Origin of the sequence: Pseudomonas sp. NBRC 111140 (assembly GCF_001320885.1) — a bacterium.
Taxonomy (GTDB): Bacteria; Pseudomonadota; Gammaproteobacteria; order Pseudomonadales; family Pseudomonadaceae; genus Aquipseudomonas; species Aquipseudomonas putida_P.
Window position 1 is genome coordinate 18,228 of sequence record NZ_BCBQ01000030.1, and the last position, 16,697, is coordinate 34,924.

At 63.7% G+C, this 16,697-nt stretch carries 13 protein-coding genes; 7 read left to right on the forward strand and 6 right to left on the reverse strand.

Annotated features, from left to right (window positions below; genetic code table 11):
* Positions 1–88: 88 nt before the first annotated feature.
* On the forward strand, positions 89–835 hold the full coding sequence (locus tag APH42_RS12135; protein ID WP_060493376.1) for an enoyl-CoA hydratase-related protein: 747 nt from the start codon (positions 89–91) through the stop codon (positions 833–835).
* Between the two features lie 160 nt (positions 836–995).
* Here the strand turns inward: APH42_RS12135 and APH42_RS12140 are convergent, their stop codons facing one another.
* From APH42_RS12140 to APH42_RS12150, 3 genes are read right to left on the reverse strand one after another with little or no spacing between them, the layout of a single operon-like run.
* Positions 996–2,051, reverse strand: a complete 1,056-nt coding sequence (locus APH42_RS12140) for a lipocalin-like domain-containing protein (RefSeq protein WP_060493377.1) — start codon at positions 2,049–2,051, stop codon at positions 996–998.
* On the reverse strand, positions 2,041–4,503 hold the full coding sequence (locus APH42_RS12145) for an FtsX-like permease family protein (protein ID WP_060493378.1): 2,463 nt from the start codon (positions 4,501–4,503) through the stop codon (positions 2,041–2,043). Before APH42_RS12145 ends, APH42_RS12140 begins: the two co-directional genes overlap by 11 nt.
* On the reverse strand, positions 4,503–5,168 hold the full coding sequence (locus tag APH42_RS12150) for an ABC transporter ATP-binding protein (RefSeq protein WP_012271821.1): 666 nt from the start codon (positions 5,166–5,168) through the stop codon (positions 4,503–4,505). The genes APH42_RS12145 and APH42_RS12150 overlap by 1 nt, the downstream gene beginning before the upstream one ends.
* A 213-nt stretch (positions 5,169–5,381) precedes the next feature.
* Between APH42_RS12150 and APH42_RS12155 the strand changes: the two genes are divergently transcribed.
* Together APH42_RS12155 and APH42_RS12160 are read left to right on the forward strand one after the other, a co-directional pair.
* On the forward strand, positions 5,382–6,449 hold the full coding sequence (locus APH42_RS12155) for an aromatic ring-hydroxylating dioxygenase subunit alpha (protein WP_012271820.1): 1,068 nt from the start codon (positions 5,382–5,384) through the stop codon (positions 6,447–6,449).
* A gap of 12 nt (positions 6,450–6,461) precedes the next feature.
* Positions 6,462–7,412, forward strand: a complete 951-nt coding sequence (locus tag APH42_RS12160) for a PDR/VanB family oxidoreductase (protein ID WP_060493379.1) — start codon at positions 6,462–6,464, stop codon at positions 7,410–7,412.
* A gap of 6 nt (positions 7,413–7,418) precedes the next feature.
* Here APH42_RS12160 and APH42_RS12165 read toward each other — a convergent pair whose 3' ends face one another.
* From APH42_RS12165 to APH42_RS12175, 3 genes are all read right to left on the reverse strand, one after another.
* Complete coding sequence (locus APH42_RS12165; RefSeq protein ID WP_060493380.1) at positions 7,419–8,132, reverse strand: GntR family transcriptional regulator; 714 nt, start codon at positions 8,130–8,132, stop codon at positions 7,419–7,421.
* A gap of 110 nt (positions 8,133–8,242) precedes the next feature.
* Entirely contained in the window at positions 8,243–9,496 is a 1,254-nt protein-coding gene (locus tag APH42_RS12170; RefSeq protein WP_012271817.1) for an OprD family porin, read from the reverse strand.
* Between the two features lie 103 nt (positions 9,497–9,599).
* On the reverse strand, positions 9,600–10,940 hold the full coding sequence (locus APH42_RS12175) for an MFS transporter (RefSeq protein ID WP_060493381.1): 1,341 nt from the start codon (positions 10,938–10,940) through the stop codon (positions 9,600–9,602).
* Positions 10,941–11,500: 560 nt separating this feature from the next.
* Here APH42_RS12175 and mrdA point away from each other — a divergent pair.
* The 4 genes from mrdA to sfnR all read left to right on the forward strand — a co-directional run bounded on the left by mrdA (position 11,501) and on the right by sfnR (position 16,561).
* Positions 11,501–13,396, forward strand: coding sequence for a penicillin-binding protein 2 (gene mrdA / locus APH42_RS12180; protein WP_041166469.1), 1,896 nt, complete (start codon positions 11,501–11,503; stop codon positions 13,394–13,396).
* A gap of 297 nt (positions 13,397–13,693) precedes the next feature.
* The gene (gene msuE / locus APH42_RS12185) at positions 13,694–14,254 is read left to right on the forward strand and encodes an FMN reductase (RefSeq protein WP_012271814.1); all 561 of its coding nucleotides are present in this window, start codon (positions 13,694–13,696) and stop codon (positions 14,252–14,254) included.
* 9 nt (positions 14,255–14,263) lie between these two features.
* Positions 14,264–15,451, forward strand: a complete 1,188-nt coding sequence (locus APH42_RS12190) for an acyl-CoA dehydrogenase family protein (RefSeq protein ID WP_060493382.1) — start codon at positions 14,264–14,266, stop codon at positions 15,449–15,451.
* A gap of 9 nt (positions 15,452–15,460) precedes the next feature.
* Complete coding sequence (sfnR, locus tag APH42_RS12195) at positions 15,461–16,561, forward strand: sigma54-dependent transcriptional activator SfnR (RefSeq protein WP_012271812.1); 1,101 nt, start codon at positions 15,461–15,463, stop codon at positions 16,559–16,561.
* Positions 16,562–16,697 lie beyond the last annotated feature (136 nt).

The following is a 16,697-nucleotide window of genomic DNA, read 5'->3' on the forward strand; positions in this document are numbered from 1 at the left end:
GGGTTAGGGGCTGGACTGAACGACTGTACAACAAGCCGGACAGCGTGATAAACCCTTGCACCTGCCCACAACAATAAAACCGGCTGCCATGAACGACCTGATCACACGCGACCTGGACCAAGGGCTGCTGACCCTGGCCTTCAACCGCCCCGACAAGCTCAATGCCCTGAACACCGCCATGTACCAACAGCTGGGCGACCTGCTGCTGGCGGCGGGTGAAAACCCTGATGTCGACGCCATCATCATCACCGGTGGGCCGCACTGCTTCAGCGCTGGCAACGACCTGCGCGACTTCCTCGACAACCCGCCCAGCGACCTGGACAGCCCGGTGTTCCGCCTGATGCGGGTAATCATGGGGCTGGACAAGCCGCTGATCGCAGCGGTCAGTGGCGCGGCGATCGGCATCGGGGCCACCCTGTTGCTGCATTGCGACCAGGTGCTGGTCAGCCGCTCGACCAAACTGCGCATGCCCTTCGCGCCATTGGGTGTGTGCCCGGAGTTCGGCTCCAGCCTGTTGCTGCCGCGTTTGCTTGGCCAGGCCCGTGCGGCGCGCTTGCTGCTGGCCAACGCGTTGCTCGATGGCGAACAGATGGTGGCCTGGGGGCTGGCCAATGAACTGCATGAAGACGGCGCGCAGTGCCTGGCGGCTGCCCGCACCCTGGCGCGGCAGCTGCAAGGCTATCCGCAGGCGGCATTGCGCATCAGCAAGCGGTTGCTCAAGGACAGCCAGCGAGCGGAGCTTGAAGACACAGTGGCGCGGGAAAGCCGGTTGTTCATCGAGTGCTTGCGCAGCGAAGATGCACGAGCTGTGCTGCGCGCACTCATCAAGGATTGAACAGGCTGGCGTGGCCCCTTGTAGGAGCGGCCTTGTGTCGCGATCGGGGTGCGAAGCACCCCCAGGATCTTCGAATCGCCCCAACATTGTTGGGGCCGCTTTGCGGCCCTATCGCGACACAAGGCCGCTCCTACAAGGGACCGCGTCATGACCAGACTGACTAATATCCAGTCATCTCCAGATACCCGCGCCCACCCGCGCTCCCGCTCAACCGCACCGGCCCTTCCCAGTAAGGGAATCGCGTCTGCATCCACGCCTGCGGCTCCACGGCATCAACCTGCACATCCACTCCATGCCCAGGCACCTGCACCCGCCACCGTGTCGGCACCTTTTTGCCGTTTTTCTGCGCAGACCAGGCTTGCGCCTGCAGCTGAATCTGCGCTGCGTCCAGCGCCACCACCTCACCCTGCGGCCCAACCCAGGTCCCAGCGCGGTACGCGTCCCCCCGCGCCTCGCGTACCTGAAACAGCATAAGCTTGGCACCACTGTCCAGGTGCAGCGAAAACCAGTCCCAGCCCGTTTGCCCTGACGCCAGCGGTTGGCTGCTCCATTCCCGGTCCAGCCAGGCCTGCCCAGTGACCGCGATGCACTGGCTGCCACGCTGAATGTGCCCCTGCACTTGGTAGAAAGGCTGGCTGTAATAGTACGAAGCCTGCCCCTTGCCAGATTTCTCGCTGTAACCTTGCTCCCCGTGCAGCACCAGAGGGTGATCGCTGTGCAACTGCAAGTCATAGCGAAAACCATCGCCACCGGCGACCATCCGCAGGTTTTCGATACTGCCCCTGCCCTGCAACGACCAGTCATCGATCCACGCCCGGAACGGCTGGGCCTGCACTCCGGCCTGGCCGATACCGCCGCGCGCCAGGGTTTCGCCAGACTGGTGGCCGCCCGGACCGGTCAAGGCCGCGTGCCCCATCCACAGGTTCGGGCTGTTCCAGTCGGTGGTCTCCGGGCCTGGGCGCAGGGCCGAGCGGAACAGCGTCCACTGGGCGCCCCAGTCACGGCCTTGAGCGTCCTTCAGGTTGGCGGTGACATACCACCACTCGATACGAAAACCATCGTGTGGACCGTGGTCCTGTGGAAATGCCAGCCGATGGTCGCGGGTCACCTGGCTGAATTCGCCGGCCTGCTGCCCAAGCCCGGCATAGCTCTGTGGTGCTGGTTGATCACAGCCGCACAACAACACGCTGAGCAACAGCCACGCATTACGCTTCATCGGCAAAGGGCCTCAACAGTTCGCGCGGCTGGCGACGCGCCAGCTGCCACAGCGGCCAGGCGCTGGCCAGCAGACTGGTGAACAACCCCAACATGGCCAGTTGCAGCAACTGCACGGGAAAGACATAGAGCGGCAGGCGCCAGCCAAACGCCTGAACATTGACCACCGCGACCAGGCACCAGGCCAGCAGCAACCCCAGCGGGATCGCCATCAACACGGTGAGGCTGCTCAGCATGAGTGTCTGGCCAAGGCTCAGCCAGACCAGTTGCATACGCCGCACACCCAGCGCCCATAGCGGTGCCAGCTGGCCCAGCCGGGACTGGCCCAGGGTCAACAGGTTGATGAACAACGCCACGCCAGCCACGCCAAGGGTGAGGCTGTTGAGGGCAGCGGTGGCGGCAAAGGTGCGGTTGAACACGTCGGTCGACCAGCGCTTCAGGCGCGCCTGCTCGACCACGCGGCTGTCGTCGAGGGCAAAATGCCGTTGCAGAGCGACCTTGAGCGCCGGCACCCGTTCAGCGGCCAAGTCGACGCTCAAGCCGGTCAGGGTTGCCTGTGGCCAGTTTTCACGCAACCAGCCGGCATTGGCCAGGACATGCCCCTTGGGGTTGCCGTAATCGGCATAGATCCCCACAACAGGCAAGGCCGGCGACGTGTTCGCAGGCAGCTTGAGGTTATCGCCCAGTTGCAGTTTCAACCGCCTGGCCAACTGTTCGCTGAGCATTACAGCCTGCCCGCGGGCCAGTCGCTGCCAGGCATGTGGCTGTTGTTCCAATAGCGGCCAGCGCGTTCGATAAACGGAGTGATCGACAATGCCCTGCACTTGTACCGGCCAACCTTGTAGTTGAATGTCCACGCGCCAGCCGGGCAGCACCACACTGGCCGCAGGCTGCTGCTCAAGCCACTCGACTATCTGCAGGCCTTGGGCTGTATCGCGTGGGGTGACATACAGGTCGGCGGACAGGCGCTGGCCAAGCCAACCGACAAACGTCTTGCGAAAACCCTCGGTCATGCTGCCCACGCCAACACTGGCAGCCAGCGCCAGCAAAAGGGCCATCAACGCCAGGCTCAGGGCCGGCAGTTGCTGGCGGCTGTCGGCAACGAACCATTGCGCCAATGGCCGCTGGCAGCGGCGCGCCAGCCAGGCCAGCACCCGGTCGAGCATGCCCGGTAACAGCAGCGCTGCCGCCAGCAGCAACCCCGCCAGCATGGCGAACGCGCTGGGCAGGCTGGCTCCGAACACGCCACAGCCCAAGGCCAGCAACAGCAGCAAGCCCGCGATCAATGCCTGACGCCTCAGCCATGGCCCCTGCGCCAGCCGCCAGGCTTGAGGTTGCGCCAGCGCCAGCAACGGCAATCGGGCCGCACGCATGACGCTGCCCAGCCCTGCCAGCAATGCCCCGAATACACTCACCAGCACGCCCAGCAGCCACCACCACGCGGGCAGGCTCAGCGTACCCGCCACCTGTGCGCCATACAGGCCGCGCAAACTGGCGGCCACATCGGGCAGCAGCCACGCGGCCAAGGCATAACCACTGGCCATCCCGGCAAGCCCGCCCAGCACCGCGAACAGGCCCAACTCCAGCAACAGTGCATACAGCAGGGTCTTCAGGCTGATGCCGCTGGCGCGCAAGTTGCGGATCAGCCCACGCCGCTGTTCCAGCGCCAGGCCGATGGCGGCGTGGGCGATGAACAAGCCGACGATGAACGCCAGCAGGCCGAGCGCAGTCAGGTTGAGGTGGAAACTGTCGGTCAGGCGCTGCAAACCGCCATCGTCCTGCTGTGTTTGAAGTTCGAGGAAGGGGGCGATATCTGCCGGCAATGGCCCAGGTGCCCCGGCCAGCAGCAGGCGTGACAACTGCCCAGATGCACGCAGCAACGCCTGCGCGTGGCCGATGTCCACCACCATCACCCCAGGCGCCAACGCGGGCTGCAAAACCAAAGGCGGCAGCAACTGCCCTTCGCTGTCGCGGGCCCGCTGCGCGGGGTTTGCGCTCAACTGACGCAAGGTGTCTGGCCCAACCCAGGCTTGCCCGGGCGTGCCGATAAAAGCCTGCAGGTCGAATGCCTGCAGTTGTACACCGGCAATGCTGCTGGCCGGCGACAGGCTCAATGGCTCGATGCCAATCAGCCGCACGCTGTGCGCCGGCTCGCCCGGCAGGCGCAAGCGCCCTTCCAGCACCGGTGATACCGCCCAGCCCAGCCTGCGCAGTTGCACGTACAACCCCTGGTCGAAGCGCTCGCCAGTGCGCGGCAGCAATTGCGCCTGCAACGGCCCGGCCAAAACCGCGCTGGCCCGGGCATAGTCACTGCGTGCCTGGCTGTTCAGCGCCTGCACCCCGGTCCACAACGCCGTGGCCAGCCACAGGCCAGTGAAGATACTCAAGCACTGCACGCGGTGGCGCCGCCAATGGCTGAGCAACGCCATCAATACCAGCGACAACAGCCTCATCAGCCCTGCTCGTGCCGCACGCAGCCGGCCTGCAGGTAGCAGCGCTGCTGCAAACGCGCCGCCAACCGTGGGCTGTGAGTCACCATCAACACACCGCTGCCGGCTTCGGCAACCAACTGCAGCAACAGGTTCAGCACCTCGTCGCTGCTGGCCTCATCCAGGCTGCCGGTGGGTTCGTCGGCTAGCAGCCATGCCGGTCGCCCGGCCAGCGCGCGGCCGATGGCGACCCGCTGCTGCTGGCCGCCCGACAAGTGTTCCGGGTAACGCGCAAGCAGGCCCGCCAGGCCCAGACGTTGCGCCAGGTAAGCCGCCCAATGCGGGTCATACCGCCCGGCCAGGCGAGCCTGGAAGGTCAGGTTCAGGCCGACGTCCAGGCTGCTGATCAGGTTGTATTGCTGGAACACCAGGCCAATCCCCTCACGCCGCCACTGTGCCAGAGACGCTTCCGAACGGCCGTCGAGCGCAACGTCGTCGATCAGGATGCGGCCGCTGTCGGCCCGGTCCAGGCCAGCCACCAGGTGCAGCAAGGTGCTCTTGCCGCTGCCCGACTCGCCCATCAGTGCCAGGCTGCTGCCGCGTGCCAGGCGCAGATCGACGCCCTGCAGAACCGGGAGCGGGCCTTGGGGAGTGGGGAATGATTTGTGAAGGTTTTCGATGGCGAGCATCGAGGGGCCTTGGTGTGTGATGTGTCTGCTAAGTAATAGCAGGTACGTGGTCGCAGAGGCGTATTGCGATTCTCATCGCTAGCCGACAATGGATCCACAGAGATCCGATAATCGCACAAAACCCACCATAAACACACAATATAGATTGACCGTGATTTTCTTTAACGGCTCAATGGATCCATTAAATAAAAACAAAACCCCGGAGAGCCTCCCATGTACCCCAAAAACACCTGGTACGTTGCCTGCACCCCCGACGAGATCGCCACCAAGCCCTTGGGCCGGCGGATCTGCGGGGAAAAAATCGTGTTCTACCGTGGCCACGAGAACCGTGTAGCCGCCGTCGAGGATTTCTGCCCGCACCGTGGTGCGCCGTTGTCGCTTGGCTATGTCGAGGACGGCAACCTGGTATGCGGCTACCACGGCCTGGTCATGGGCTGCGATGGCAAGACCGTGTCGATGCCCGGCCAGCGGGTACGGGGCTTTCCCTGCAACAAGACTTTCGCTGCAGTCGAGCGCTATGGCTTTGTCTGGGTATGGCCAGGCGACCAGGCGCAGGCCGACCCGGCGCTGATTCCGCACCTTGAATGGGCGGTGAATGATGAATGGGCCTACGGTGGCGGGCTGTTCCACATCGGTTGCGACTACCGCCTGATGATCGACAACCTGATGGACCTCACCCACGAAACCTACGTGCATGCCTCCAGCATCGGCCAGAAGGAAATCGACGAGGCCCCGCCAGTCACCACCGTCACCGGCGACGAAGTGGTCACCGCCCGGCACATGGAAAACATCATGGCTCCGCCCTTCTGGCGCATGGCCCTGCGTGGCAACGGTCTGGCCGATGATGTACCGGTGGACCGTTGGCAGATCTGCCGCTTCACCCCGCCCAGCCATGTGCTGATCGAAGTGGGTGTGGCGCATGCCGGCAAGGGTGGCTACCACGCCGAGGCGCAGCACAAGGCGTCGAGCATCGTGGTGGATTTCATCACGCCAGAGACCGACACATCGATTTGGTACTTCTGGGGCATGGCACGCAACTTCGCCGCGCATGACCAAACCCTGACCGACAACATCCGCGAAGGCCAAGGCAAGATTTTCAGCGAAGACCTGGAGATGCTCGAACGCCAGCAGCAGAACCTGCTGGCCCACCCCGAGCGCAACCTGCTGAAGCTGAACATCGATGCTGGCGGCGTGCAGTCGCGCAAGGTGCTGGAGCGCATCATCGCCAAAGAGCGTGCGCCACAACCGCAACTGATCGCTACCAGCGCCACCCCTGCCTGAGGAACAGCCGACATGATCGATGCCGTAGTGGTGTCCCGTAACGACGAAGCGCAAGGTATTTGCAGCTTCGAGCTGGCGGCAGCGGATGGCAGCTTGCTGCCGGCGTTCAGCGCTGGCGCGCATATCGACGTGCATTTGCCCGATGGGTTGGTGCGCCAGTATTCGCTGTGCAACCACCCCGAGGAGCGCCACCGTTACCTGATTGGCGTGCTCAACGACCCGGCTTCGCGGGGAGGCTCACGCAGCCTGCACGAGCAGGTGCAGGCCGGCGCACGGCTGCGCATCAGCGCGCCGCGCAACCTGTTCCCGCTGGCCGAGGGGGCGCAGCGCAGCCTGCTGTTTGCCGGTGGCATCGGCATTACCCCGATTCTGTGCATGGCCGAGCAGCTGTCCCACAGCGGCCATGACTTCGAGCTGCACTACTGCGCCCGCTCCAGCGAGCGTGCGGCCTTTGTCGAACGCATTCGCAACGCGCCGTTCGCCGACCGCCTGTTCGTACACTTTGACGAGCAACCGGAAACCGCACTGGATATCGCCCGGGTGCTGGGCAACCCGCAAGAGGATGCGCACCTGTATGTCTGCGGGCCCGGCGGGTTCATGCAGCATGTGCTGGACAGCGCCAAGGGACTGGGCTGGCAGGAGGCCAACCTGCACCGCGAGTATTTTGCCGCAGCGCCGGTGGATGCCAGCAACGACGGTAGCTTCTCGGTGCAGGTGGGCAGCACGGGGCAGGTGTTCGAGGTGCCGGCCGACCAGACCGTGGTGCAGGTGCTGGAACAGCAAGGTATCGAGATTGCCATGTCGTGCGAACAGGGTATCTGCGGCACCTGCCTGACGCGCGTGCTGCAGGGTACGCCGGACCACCGCGACATGTTCCTTACCGAAGAGGAGCAGGCGCTGAACGATCAGTTCACGCCCTGCTGCTCGCGCTCGAAAACGCCGCTGCTGGTGCTGGATATCTGAACCGGTTTACGCCGAGGGCAGGATAACCTTCATGCCTGCGTCTGCCGTCGCCCCGCCAAAGGTCTCGGCGTAGCGCAAGGTGGCATTGGCGTGCTCGCGCATGATCGCTTCGGCGCGGGCACCCTGGCGGTTGGTCAGGGCATCGAACACCGCGTGATGCTGCATGTGAGCAAAATTGAAGCGCCGGTATTCGCGGACCAGGTCATGGCGGTCCACCGCCAGCGCGGTGACCGAGGCGAACGGCAGGTGGTCGTTGCGCGCCAGGGCATCGGCAATGGCCGGGTTGTGGCTGGCTTCGATGATCACCTGGTGAAAGCGCATGTTCAGGTCGTGGTAAGCCTGCAGGTCTTCTTCGGTCACGAAGCCCTTGTCGAACAGCTGGTCGCCATCGACCAGGCACTGCTGCAGCGCCGCGCGTGCTTGCACCGACAAACCACGCTCTGCAGCCTGGCGCGCGGCCAGCCCCTCCAGTACGCCGCGCACCTCGACCGCACCGGCGATGTCATCGGCACTGACTGAGCGCACCTGAAAGCCCCGGCCGCCAAAACGCACCAGCAAGCCTTCCTGCTCAAGGGTACGAAACGCCATGCGCACCGGCATGCGAGAAACGCCGAACAGCTCGGCGGTGGGGACTTCCATCAAGCGCTCGCCGGCCGCCAGCTCGCCCGAGGCGATCATCTTGCGCAACGCGACCAGCACCATTTGACCGGGCTTGCTCATCCAGGCTACTTCCAGGGACATGAGCGGGCATCTTAGCGCAAGGTGAGGGGTTGTTGGTGGCCTGTTAGCCCACATCGCCGGCAGGCCAGCCAACGATTAAGTCGCGGCGTTTACAACGTCAGCGGATAGCTGACAATCAGCCGCGTCTGGTCGAAATCACTGTTGAAGCTGCGCCGGTTGGTCGCATTGTTCAGGCGGATGTTGAGGTTCTTCAACGCCCCGCTCTGGAAGGTGTAGTTCACTTCGGTATCGCGCTCCCACTCCTTGCCATTGCTGCCGGCCGCCGTGGTGGCATTTTCACCATGCCCGTAGCGCACCATGGCCAGCAACCCTGGCACACCCATAGCGGCAAAATTGTAGTCGTAGCGCACTTGCCACGAGCGCTCGTCGGCGTTGCTGAAGTTGCCGTTGAACATGTCGTTGCCCAAGGTCCGCCCGCTACTGCCATACACCGACATCCACGGGCTGTCGCCACTGACCTTCTGCAACCCCAGGTACAGGGTATGGCCACTGTGCGAGGCCGACAGCAAAGCGTAGCCAGTGCGGCTCTGGATATCACCAATGCGCGCCTGTCCATCATCCCGGTCGATGAAGTAGCCAAGGTTGGCCGCCAGTGTCCACTCCCCCAGCCGCTGGCTGTGCAGCAGGTTGAAGTAGCTTTGCTGGTAAATGTCCTCCAGTTGCGAATGCCAGGCGCCGATCTGCGTGCGCTGCTGGTTGAAGCGGTACTCGGCGCCGACATAGTTGAAACCATCCGAAGTCACCCCAGGCGCGGCCCAGGCGGAAAGGTCCTGCATGTCGGAAGAATTGCGCAGGCTCACCTCGCGATACTGGCCGGCCTGCAGGCTCAGGCCTTCGATCTCCCGCGAATCGAGCATTGCCCCGCGGAACGTCTGTGGCAGCAGGCGGCCATCGTCGTAGCGCAGCAGCGGAATATCCGGCAACAGCTCACCGACCTTCAGTTCGGTCGCGCAAATACGCAGCTTGGCCGCCAGACCGGCGCGACCATAGTCGTCGGCCGCACGCCGGTCATCGTGCACCGGCAGCAGTTCGGAGCCGCTGGTACCACGGCCGCTGTCCAGCTTCACGCCGAACATGGCGATGCCGTCCAGGCCAACACCGATCAGCCCCGGTGTGTAGCCAGAGCTGAACTTGAAAATGAAACCCTGGGCCCATTCTTCGACCTTGCTCTTGGCCGCCCCTGCGTCGCGGAAGTCGCGGTTGAAGTAGTAGTTGCGCAGTGTCAGCCCGGCCTTGGCATCTTCAAGGAAGCCGCCCTCCTCGGCCCAGGCCGGCAAACCCAGGCCAAGCGCCAGCGACACCGCCAGGGCCGAACGGGCCAGCGTGCAAGTTGTGTGCATCATTATTATTGTTCTCCGCTTTTCATAGGCGCAGCCAACCGCCCCAGGCCGGTATGGGCTTGGGGCGACGTGCTGCATTCAGGTACCCGGCCAGGCCGGGTTGCACTCAGTGGCTCAGTGCATCGGTAGAGAGGGCGGCCGCTGGCTTGGCCATTGGCCGCAGTAGCAACAGGCAACCTGCGGCCAGCACGAACACGCTGGCGAACACCCCGTACAGGTGCAGCGGTTGCCAGCCGCCATCGAGCAATACGCCAGCCACGGTCGGCGACAGGATCGCGCCCATGCGGCCAATACCGATGCCCCAGCCCACGCCGGTGGCGCGTACCGAGGCGTCATAGACCACTGGCGACAAGGCATACAGGCCGGCCACGCAGCCGTTGGAAAACAGCCCGATCAGCAACCCCAGCGCCAGCGCAGCAGTGACCGAGGCCCCATTGACCACGAACAACACCAGCAGTGCGGCGGTGATGAGCATGAACAACGCCAGTACCCGCGTCAGTGGCCAACGCGATGCCAGCCCGCCGATCAGCGCCGCACCGAGGATGCCGCCGACACTCAACAGCACACCGCCGGTGATGCCCTGCTGGGCCGACAGGCCAGCGGCCACCAGCAGTTTCGGCGTCCAACTCATGACGAAGTAGAAGCCGAACATGACCAGGAAGAACAGCAACCAGATCACCAACGTGGTGCGGCGCATATCCGGCGCCAGCAGTTGCCTGAAACCACGGGTGGTACCCTGCGCCCTCGCCGCCAGTGCCGGCAGTTGCGCCAGTGCCGGCTGACCGAGGCGCACTGCCAGGCGGTTGACCCGGGCCAGGGCATTGGCTGGCCGGCGAGCCAGCAGGAAGTCCAACGACTCCGGCAGCCACAGCAATACCAGCGGGATCACCAGCACGGTGACGATGCCGCCGAACAGGAACACCGAGCGCCAGCCCCAATGCCCCAACAGCCACACCGCGAGCAACCCGCCCAGGGTCGCGCCCAGGGCATAGCCGGTGGACTGCAGGCTCACCGCAAGGCCACGCCAGCGCTTGCTGGCGTACTCGCTGGCGATCACGTTGCTACTGGCCAGGATGCCGCCAATGCCCAGCCCGGTCAGGCCTCGCAACAGCGCCAATTGCAGCGGGGTTTGGCTCAGTGCCGAGAGCAGCATGCCAATGCCCGAAAGCGCCAGGCACAACAGGATCAGTGGGCGTCGACCAAACCGGTCGGCCCACGGTGCGATGACCAACGACCCGGCTGCCATGCCGAACAGGCCGGCGCTGAGCAGCAGCCCTACCTGTGCGCCGTTCAGGCCCCACTCGGCGGACACCGAGGCGGCGGTGAAGGCCATGACCAGCACGTCGAAGCCATCGATCATGTTGAGGATGATGCAAATACCAATGGCCAGGCACTGGAAGCGGCCCATTGGGTCGTTGTCCAGGCGTTGCTTGAGGTCGGTATTCATGGGGCCACCTGCCGGTTCACAGGTGGGAGAACTGATGCGCACACGCCGGCAAAGCGCATGGAACCCTGACGGTTCCGTACCCTTGGAAAGCCATTCATGACTGGACCCTTTTTGTAATTGTTGTCGCATACGGCAGGAGGGCTCCGGCCGTTGTCAGGCGCTAATCAACCAGATAATGGATCCACAAACAACAAACCAAAGCCAAGCGCTTTGAGAAAACCACTAAAATTCTATGTGACCGATCTACCAGTTTTATTTTTTATCTATTCATTTCAATAAGTTATCCGCTAAATCCTCATATGATTTTTCGTTCGTTAATCGAACACGATTCATTTATGGATCCATGATGACGCAAAAAACCAGCATCGAATCCTCCATGCGGCTCAGCCATGAACAAATCTTCATGTTTGCCGCCAGCGCCCTGATCATGGGACACACAGGCGTTATCAGCCTGCGGCCAGCCGCGCCTCGCCTTGAGAGGGCGGGATGTGTTGCGTAGCATCCCCGGCCCGATCGCGCGCCCGCACGGCCAGCGCGATGCCTGTAGGAAAGAGCCCCTGATGCCGCAACCCATCCCTCTCAAGGACCACGAAAAGGAAAAACACCTGGTGAACCGCCGGCTTCTGGCCTGCGCCGCCCTGGTGTTCAGCCTGTGTGCCGTATTGGTGGGCCGGCTCTATGTGCTGCAGGTACTGCAGCACGACCAGCAGACCGCGGTGTCGGAAAACAACCGCGTGCACGTGCTACCCATCGCCCCCGAACGCGGGCTGATCTACGACCGCAATGGCGTGGTGCTGGCCGACAACAAGCCCAGTTTCGACCTGACCATGACCCGTGAGCGGGCCGGCGGCGATTCGGCCAAAGTGCTCGACACCTTGACCCAGGTACTAGGCCTGACCGAAGACGACCGCAAGCAGTTCGACAAAGACCTGCGCCGTGGCCGCAAGCCGTTCGAGCCGGTGACCCTGATGGTGGGCCTGAGCGAAGAGCAGATCGCCCTGGTCGCGGTAAACCAGTTCCGCCTGCCGGGCCTGGAGGTCGAACCGCAGTTCATCCGCGAGTACCCGCTGGCCGAGCATTTCGCCCATTCGGTCGGCTATGTGGGGCGCATCAACGAGAAAGAAGCCAAGGTCCTCGACAGCACCGAGTACCGCGGCACCCAGTCAATCGGCAAGACCGGCATCGAGCACTTCTACGAGAGCCAGCTGCATGGCCACGTGGGCTATGAAGAGGTCGAGACCAACGCCCAGGGCCGGGTGATGCGCGTGCTCAACCACAAGGACCCAACCCCTGGTCAGGACATTGTCCTGACCCTGGACGCGCACTTGCAGGTGGCCGCGGAAAAGGCCCTGGGCGAGCGCCGTGGCTCGGTGGTGGTGCTGGACCCGGCCAATGGCGACGTACTGGCGATGGTCAGCAACCCCAGCTTCGACCCCAACCTGTTCGTCAAGGGCATTAGTTTCAAGCAGTACGCTGCCCTGCGCGATTCGATCGACCGCCCGTTGTTCAACCGCGTGCTGCGTGGCCTGTATGCGCCCGGCTCGACGGTTAAACCTGAAGTGGCCATCGCCGGCCTCGACAGCGGCGTGATCACCCCTGGCAGCCGGGTGTTCGACCCTGGCTACTATGAGTTGCCCAACTACGACCACAAGTACCGCAACTGGAACCGCAGCGGCGACGGCTGGGTAGACATGTACACCGCCATCATGCGCTCCAACGACACCTACTTCTACGACCTGGCTCATAAACTGGGCATCGACCGCCTGCACGATTACATGGCCGAGTTCGGACTGGGCCAGAAAGTGTCGCTGGACATGTTCGAGGAGGCCTCGGGGCTGATGCCTTCGGCCGAGTGGAAGCGCGCCACGCGGCGCCAGGCCTGGTTCCCGGGTGAGACACTGATCCTCGGCATTGGCCAAGGCTACATGCAGGTCACCCCGCTACAGCTGGCCCAAGCCACCAGCCTGCTGGCAAGCAAAGGCGTGTGGCATCGCCCGCACCTGGCCATGACCGTGGGCGGCGATGTGCCGGTGGACCCCAACCCGATGCCCAATATCGTGCTGCATGACAAGCACGCCTGGGACCAGGTCAGCCAAGGCATGCAGATGGTCATGCACGACCCGCGCGGCATCGCCCGCGCCGCAGCCGCCGGTGCGCAGTACCGGATTGCAGGCAAGAGCGGTACCGCGCAGGTGGTGGCAATCAAACAGGGTGAGCGCTACAACCGCGACAAGACGCTGGAAAGGCACCGTGACAACGCCCTGTTCGTTGGCTTTGCCCCAGCTGACCACCCGAGCGTGGTGGTGGCCGTGATGATCGAGAACGGCGAGGCTGGGGGCCGAGTGGCCGGGCCGGTGGTGCGGGAGGTGATGGATGCTTACCTGCTGGATGAACAGGGGCATTTGAAACCGGAATTTGCGGGTGGGGTATCCCCTCGCAACGCCCCCCACATCTAGGGTGCTTGGGGCTGCTGGGCAGCACCACGCAGCACCTTGAAGATAAAAATAGAATAAGAATATGATTTCTTATTCTTTTTTACCTATTCATTAATCCTCTATAACTCTCCCAACTGTACAGCCGCCAACACCCGGCCAACTGTTTGCAGCGCAACACCTGATCAACACAAAACGCCCGCACGGCAACAGCAGCGCAGCCACTAATACTCGCTAACTCGTTGATCTATAACAACATTAGAACCAGGCACGACGATTGCTCAAGCAAAGTCCCGCTCAACCAGAACCGGAGACTAGCCCATGAGCACCCCACTGAACGTCGTAGCCCTGTCCGGCGGCACTTCCCGCCCTTCGCGCACCCTGGCCCTGACCGAAGCGATCCTCGCCGAACTGGCCGAACACCTGCACATCAAGCCGCACCTGATCGAACTGGGCGAGATCGCCCGGCCACTGGGCAGCGCCCTGTGGCGCAGCGAACTGCCCGACACTGTCGAGCAGCAACTGCGCCTGGTGGAACGGGCCGACCTGCTGGTGGTGACCACGCCCGTGTACCGCGGCAGCTTCACCGGCCACTTCAAGCACCTGTTCGACCTGATCGGCCAGGACGCCTTGGTCGACACCCCGGTGTTGCTCGCCGCCACCGGTGGCAGCGAACGCCACGCGCTGGTGCTCGACCACCAGCTGCGCCCGCTGTTCAGCTTCCTGCAGGCCCTGACCCTGCCCATCGGCGTATTCGCCAGCCAGGCGGAAATGGCCGACTACCGTGTCTCCAGCGACGCCCTTGCCGCCCGTATCCGCCTGGCCGCCGAGCGTGCCGTGCCACTGTTCGGCGCCCACCACGCCCTGCGTAAAAGCGCCTGAGGAGCGGCCATGAATGCACCTGTGACTACACCACTGCGCCCGGCCTTGGCGATTGCCCGCGAACTGGCCGGGCAGTTTGCCCAGACCGCTGTGGAACGCGACGAACGCGGTGGCACACCCAAAGCCGAGCGCGACGCTTTGCGTGACAGCGGCTTGCTGTCACTGGCGATCCCACAGGCGTTCGGCGGCCAGGGTGCCAGCTGGCACGACACCTTCGCGGTGGTGCGCGAGTTCGCGCGGGTCGACAGCTCCATCGCCCATGTTTTCGGTTTTCACCACCTGATGCTGGCCACCGTGCGCCTGTTCTCGCGCCCGGACCAATGGCAACCGTGGTTCGAACAGACTGCTCGCAAACAGTGGTTCTGGGGCAATGCCCTGAACCCGCTGGACACCCGCACCGTGGTCAAGCACTTCGACGGCTGGTGCGAGTTTTCGGGCAAGAAGAGTTTCTGCTCCGGCGCCAGCGACTCGGAAATGCTGATTGCCTCGGCAGTGGACGAACGTGCCGGCGGCAAGTTGCTGATTGCCGCCATCCCCAGTGGCCGCACCGGCATCAGTCTGCACAGCGACTGGAACAACATCGGCCAGCGCCAGACCGACAGTGGCAGCGCCACCTTCGAGCGGGTACGGGTCGAGCACAACGAATTGCTGCTCGATCCAGGCCCCTTGAGCACTCCGTTCGCCGCCTTGCGTCCACTGATCGCCCAGCTGCATTTCGCCAACCTGTTCCTCGGCATTGCCGAAGGCGCCTTCGACGAAGCCCGTCAGTACACCCTCAAGGAAAGCCGCCCGTGGTTCCGCTCCAGCGCCGCCAGCAGCGCCGAAGACCCTTACGTACTGCGCCATTACGGCGAGTTCTGGGTTGGCCTGGAAAGCGTGCGCCTGCTGATCGAGCGGGCCGCGCGCCAGCTGGACGCCGCCTGGGCCAAGGAACATGCACTCACCGCTGATGAGCGCGGCGACCTGGCCCTGGCCATCGGCACTGCCAAGGTCGCCGCCAGCCGCCACGGCCTGGACATCTGCAACCGCCTGTTCGAGGTTACCGGTGCCCGCGCCACGCATGCCTCGCTGCGCTTCGACCGGCACTGGCGCAACCTGCGCACGCAAACCCTGCACGACCCGGTGGACTATCGCATCCACGAACTTGGCGAGTGGGCCCTCAACGACAAACGCCCTGCCCCATCCTTCTACTCCTGAGGACTGCCCATGCAACTGCTGACCCTCCCCCCGTCACCGACACTGGCTACCTCGATCCGGGCGACCGCACAGGTCTTTGAAGACCCAAGGTCGCAGGCGCTGCTCGCCCACCTGCAACAGGTCGCCCCCAGCGAGGCCAGCGTCCTGATCATCGGCGAAACCGGCACGGGCAAGGAGCTGGTCGCACGCCACATCCACAACCTCAGCGGTCGGCGCAACGGCCCGTTCGTTGCGGTCAACTGCGGCGCATTTTCCGAGTCGCTGGTGGAAGCCGAACTGTTCGGCCATGAAAAGGGCGCCTTCACCGGCGCCCTCGCGGCCAAGGCCGGCTGGTTCGAAGAGGCCAACGGCGGCACCTTGTTCCTCGACGAAATTGGCGACTTGCCGCTGCCGATCCAGGTCAAGCTGCTGCGTGTACTGCAAGAACGCGAAGTGGTGCGGCTGGGCTCGCGCAAGAGCATCCCGATCAACGTGCGGGTCCTGGCGGCGACCAACGTACAGCTGGAAAAGGCCATCAACGCCGGACATTTCCGTGAAGACCTGTACTACCGGCTGAACGTGGTGACGTTGCAGTTGCACCCGTTGCGCGACCGTCCGGGCGACATCCTGCCACTGGCCCGGCATTTCATCCGCAGTTACAGCGACCGGTTGGGCTACGGGCCGGTGGAACTGAGCCCCAAGGCCCAGGCCAAGCTGGTCGAGTACAGTTGGCCGGGCAACATCCGTGAGCTGGAAAACGTGATTCACCACAGCTTGTTGACCTGTGGCGATGGCACGGTGCAAGCGCAGGACCTGCGTTTGTCCAACTTGCGTATCGAACGGCAAGAGGAGGAGCCGGCAGGCAATGGCGTGGATGACTTGCTACAGCGCGCGTTCAGCCGGCTGTACGAGGAGCAGTCGGGTGATCTTTACGAGAAGGTGGAAAATGCCCTGCTGCGCTCGGCGTACCGGTTCTGCCATTACAACCAGGTGCATACCGCGCAGTTGCTGGGGTTGTCGCGCAACATCACGCGCACCCGGCTGATTGCGATTGGTGAGCTTGTAGTGAACAAGCGGCGGGGACAGGAGCAACAGGTGCTGGACAACCGGGTGGTGCGGTTGTCGATTTGAACCTTGAGCCGCTTCCACAGAGGCCTCACTGAGATCGAGCCCTGCGCTGTACCTGCCCCTCTCGTCATTCCAGCCAGGAAAGGGAACTACCCGCACTCACCTGCTCTCTTAAACACTGAGTGGTTTATTTCCCTGT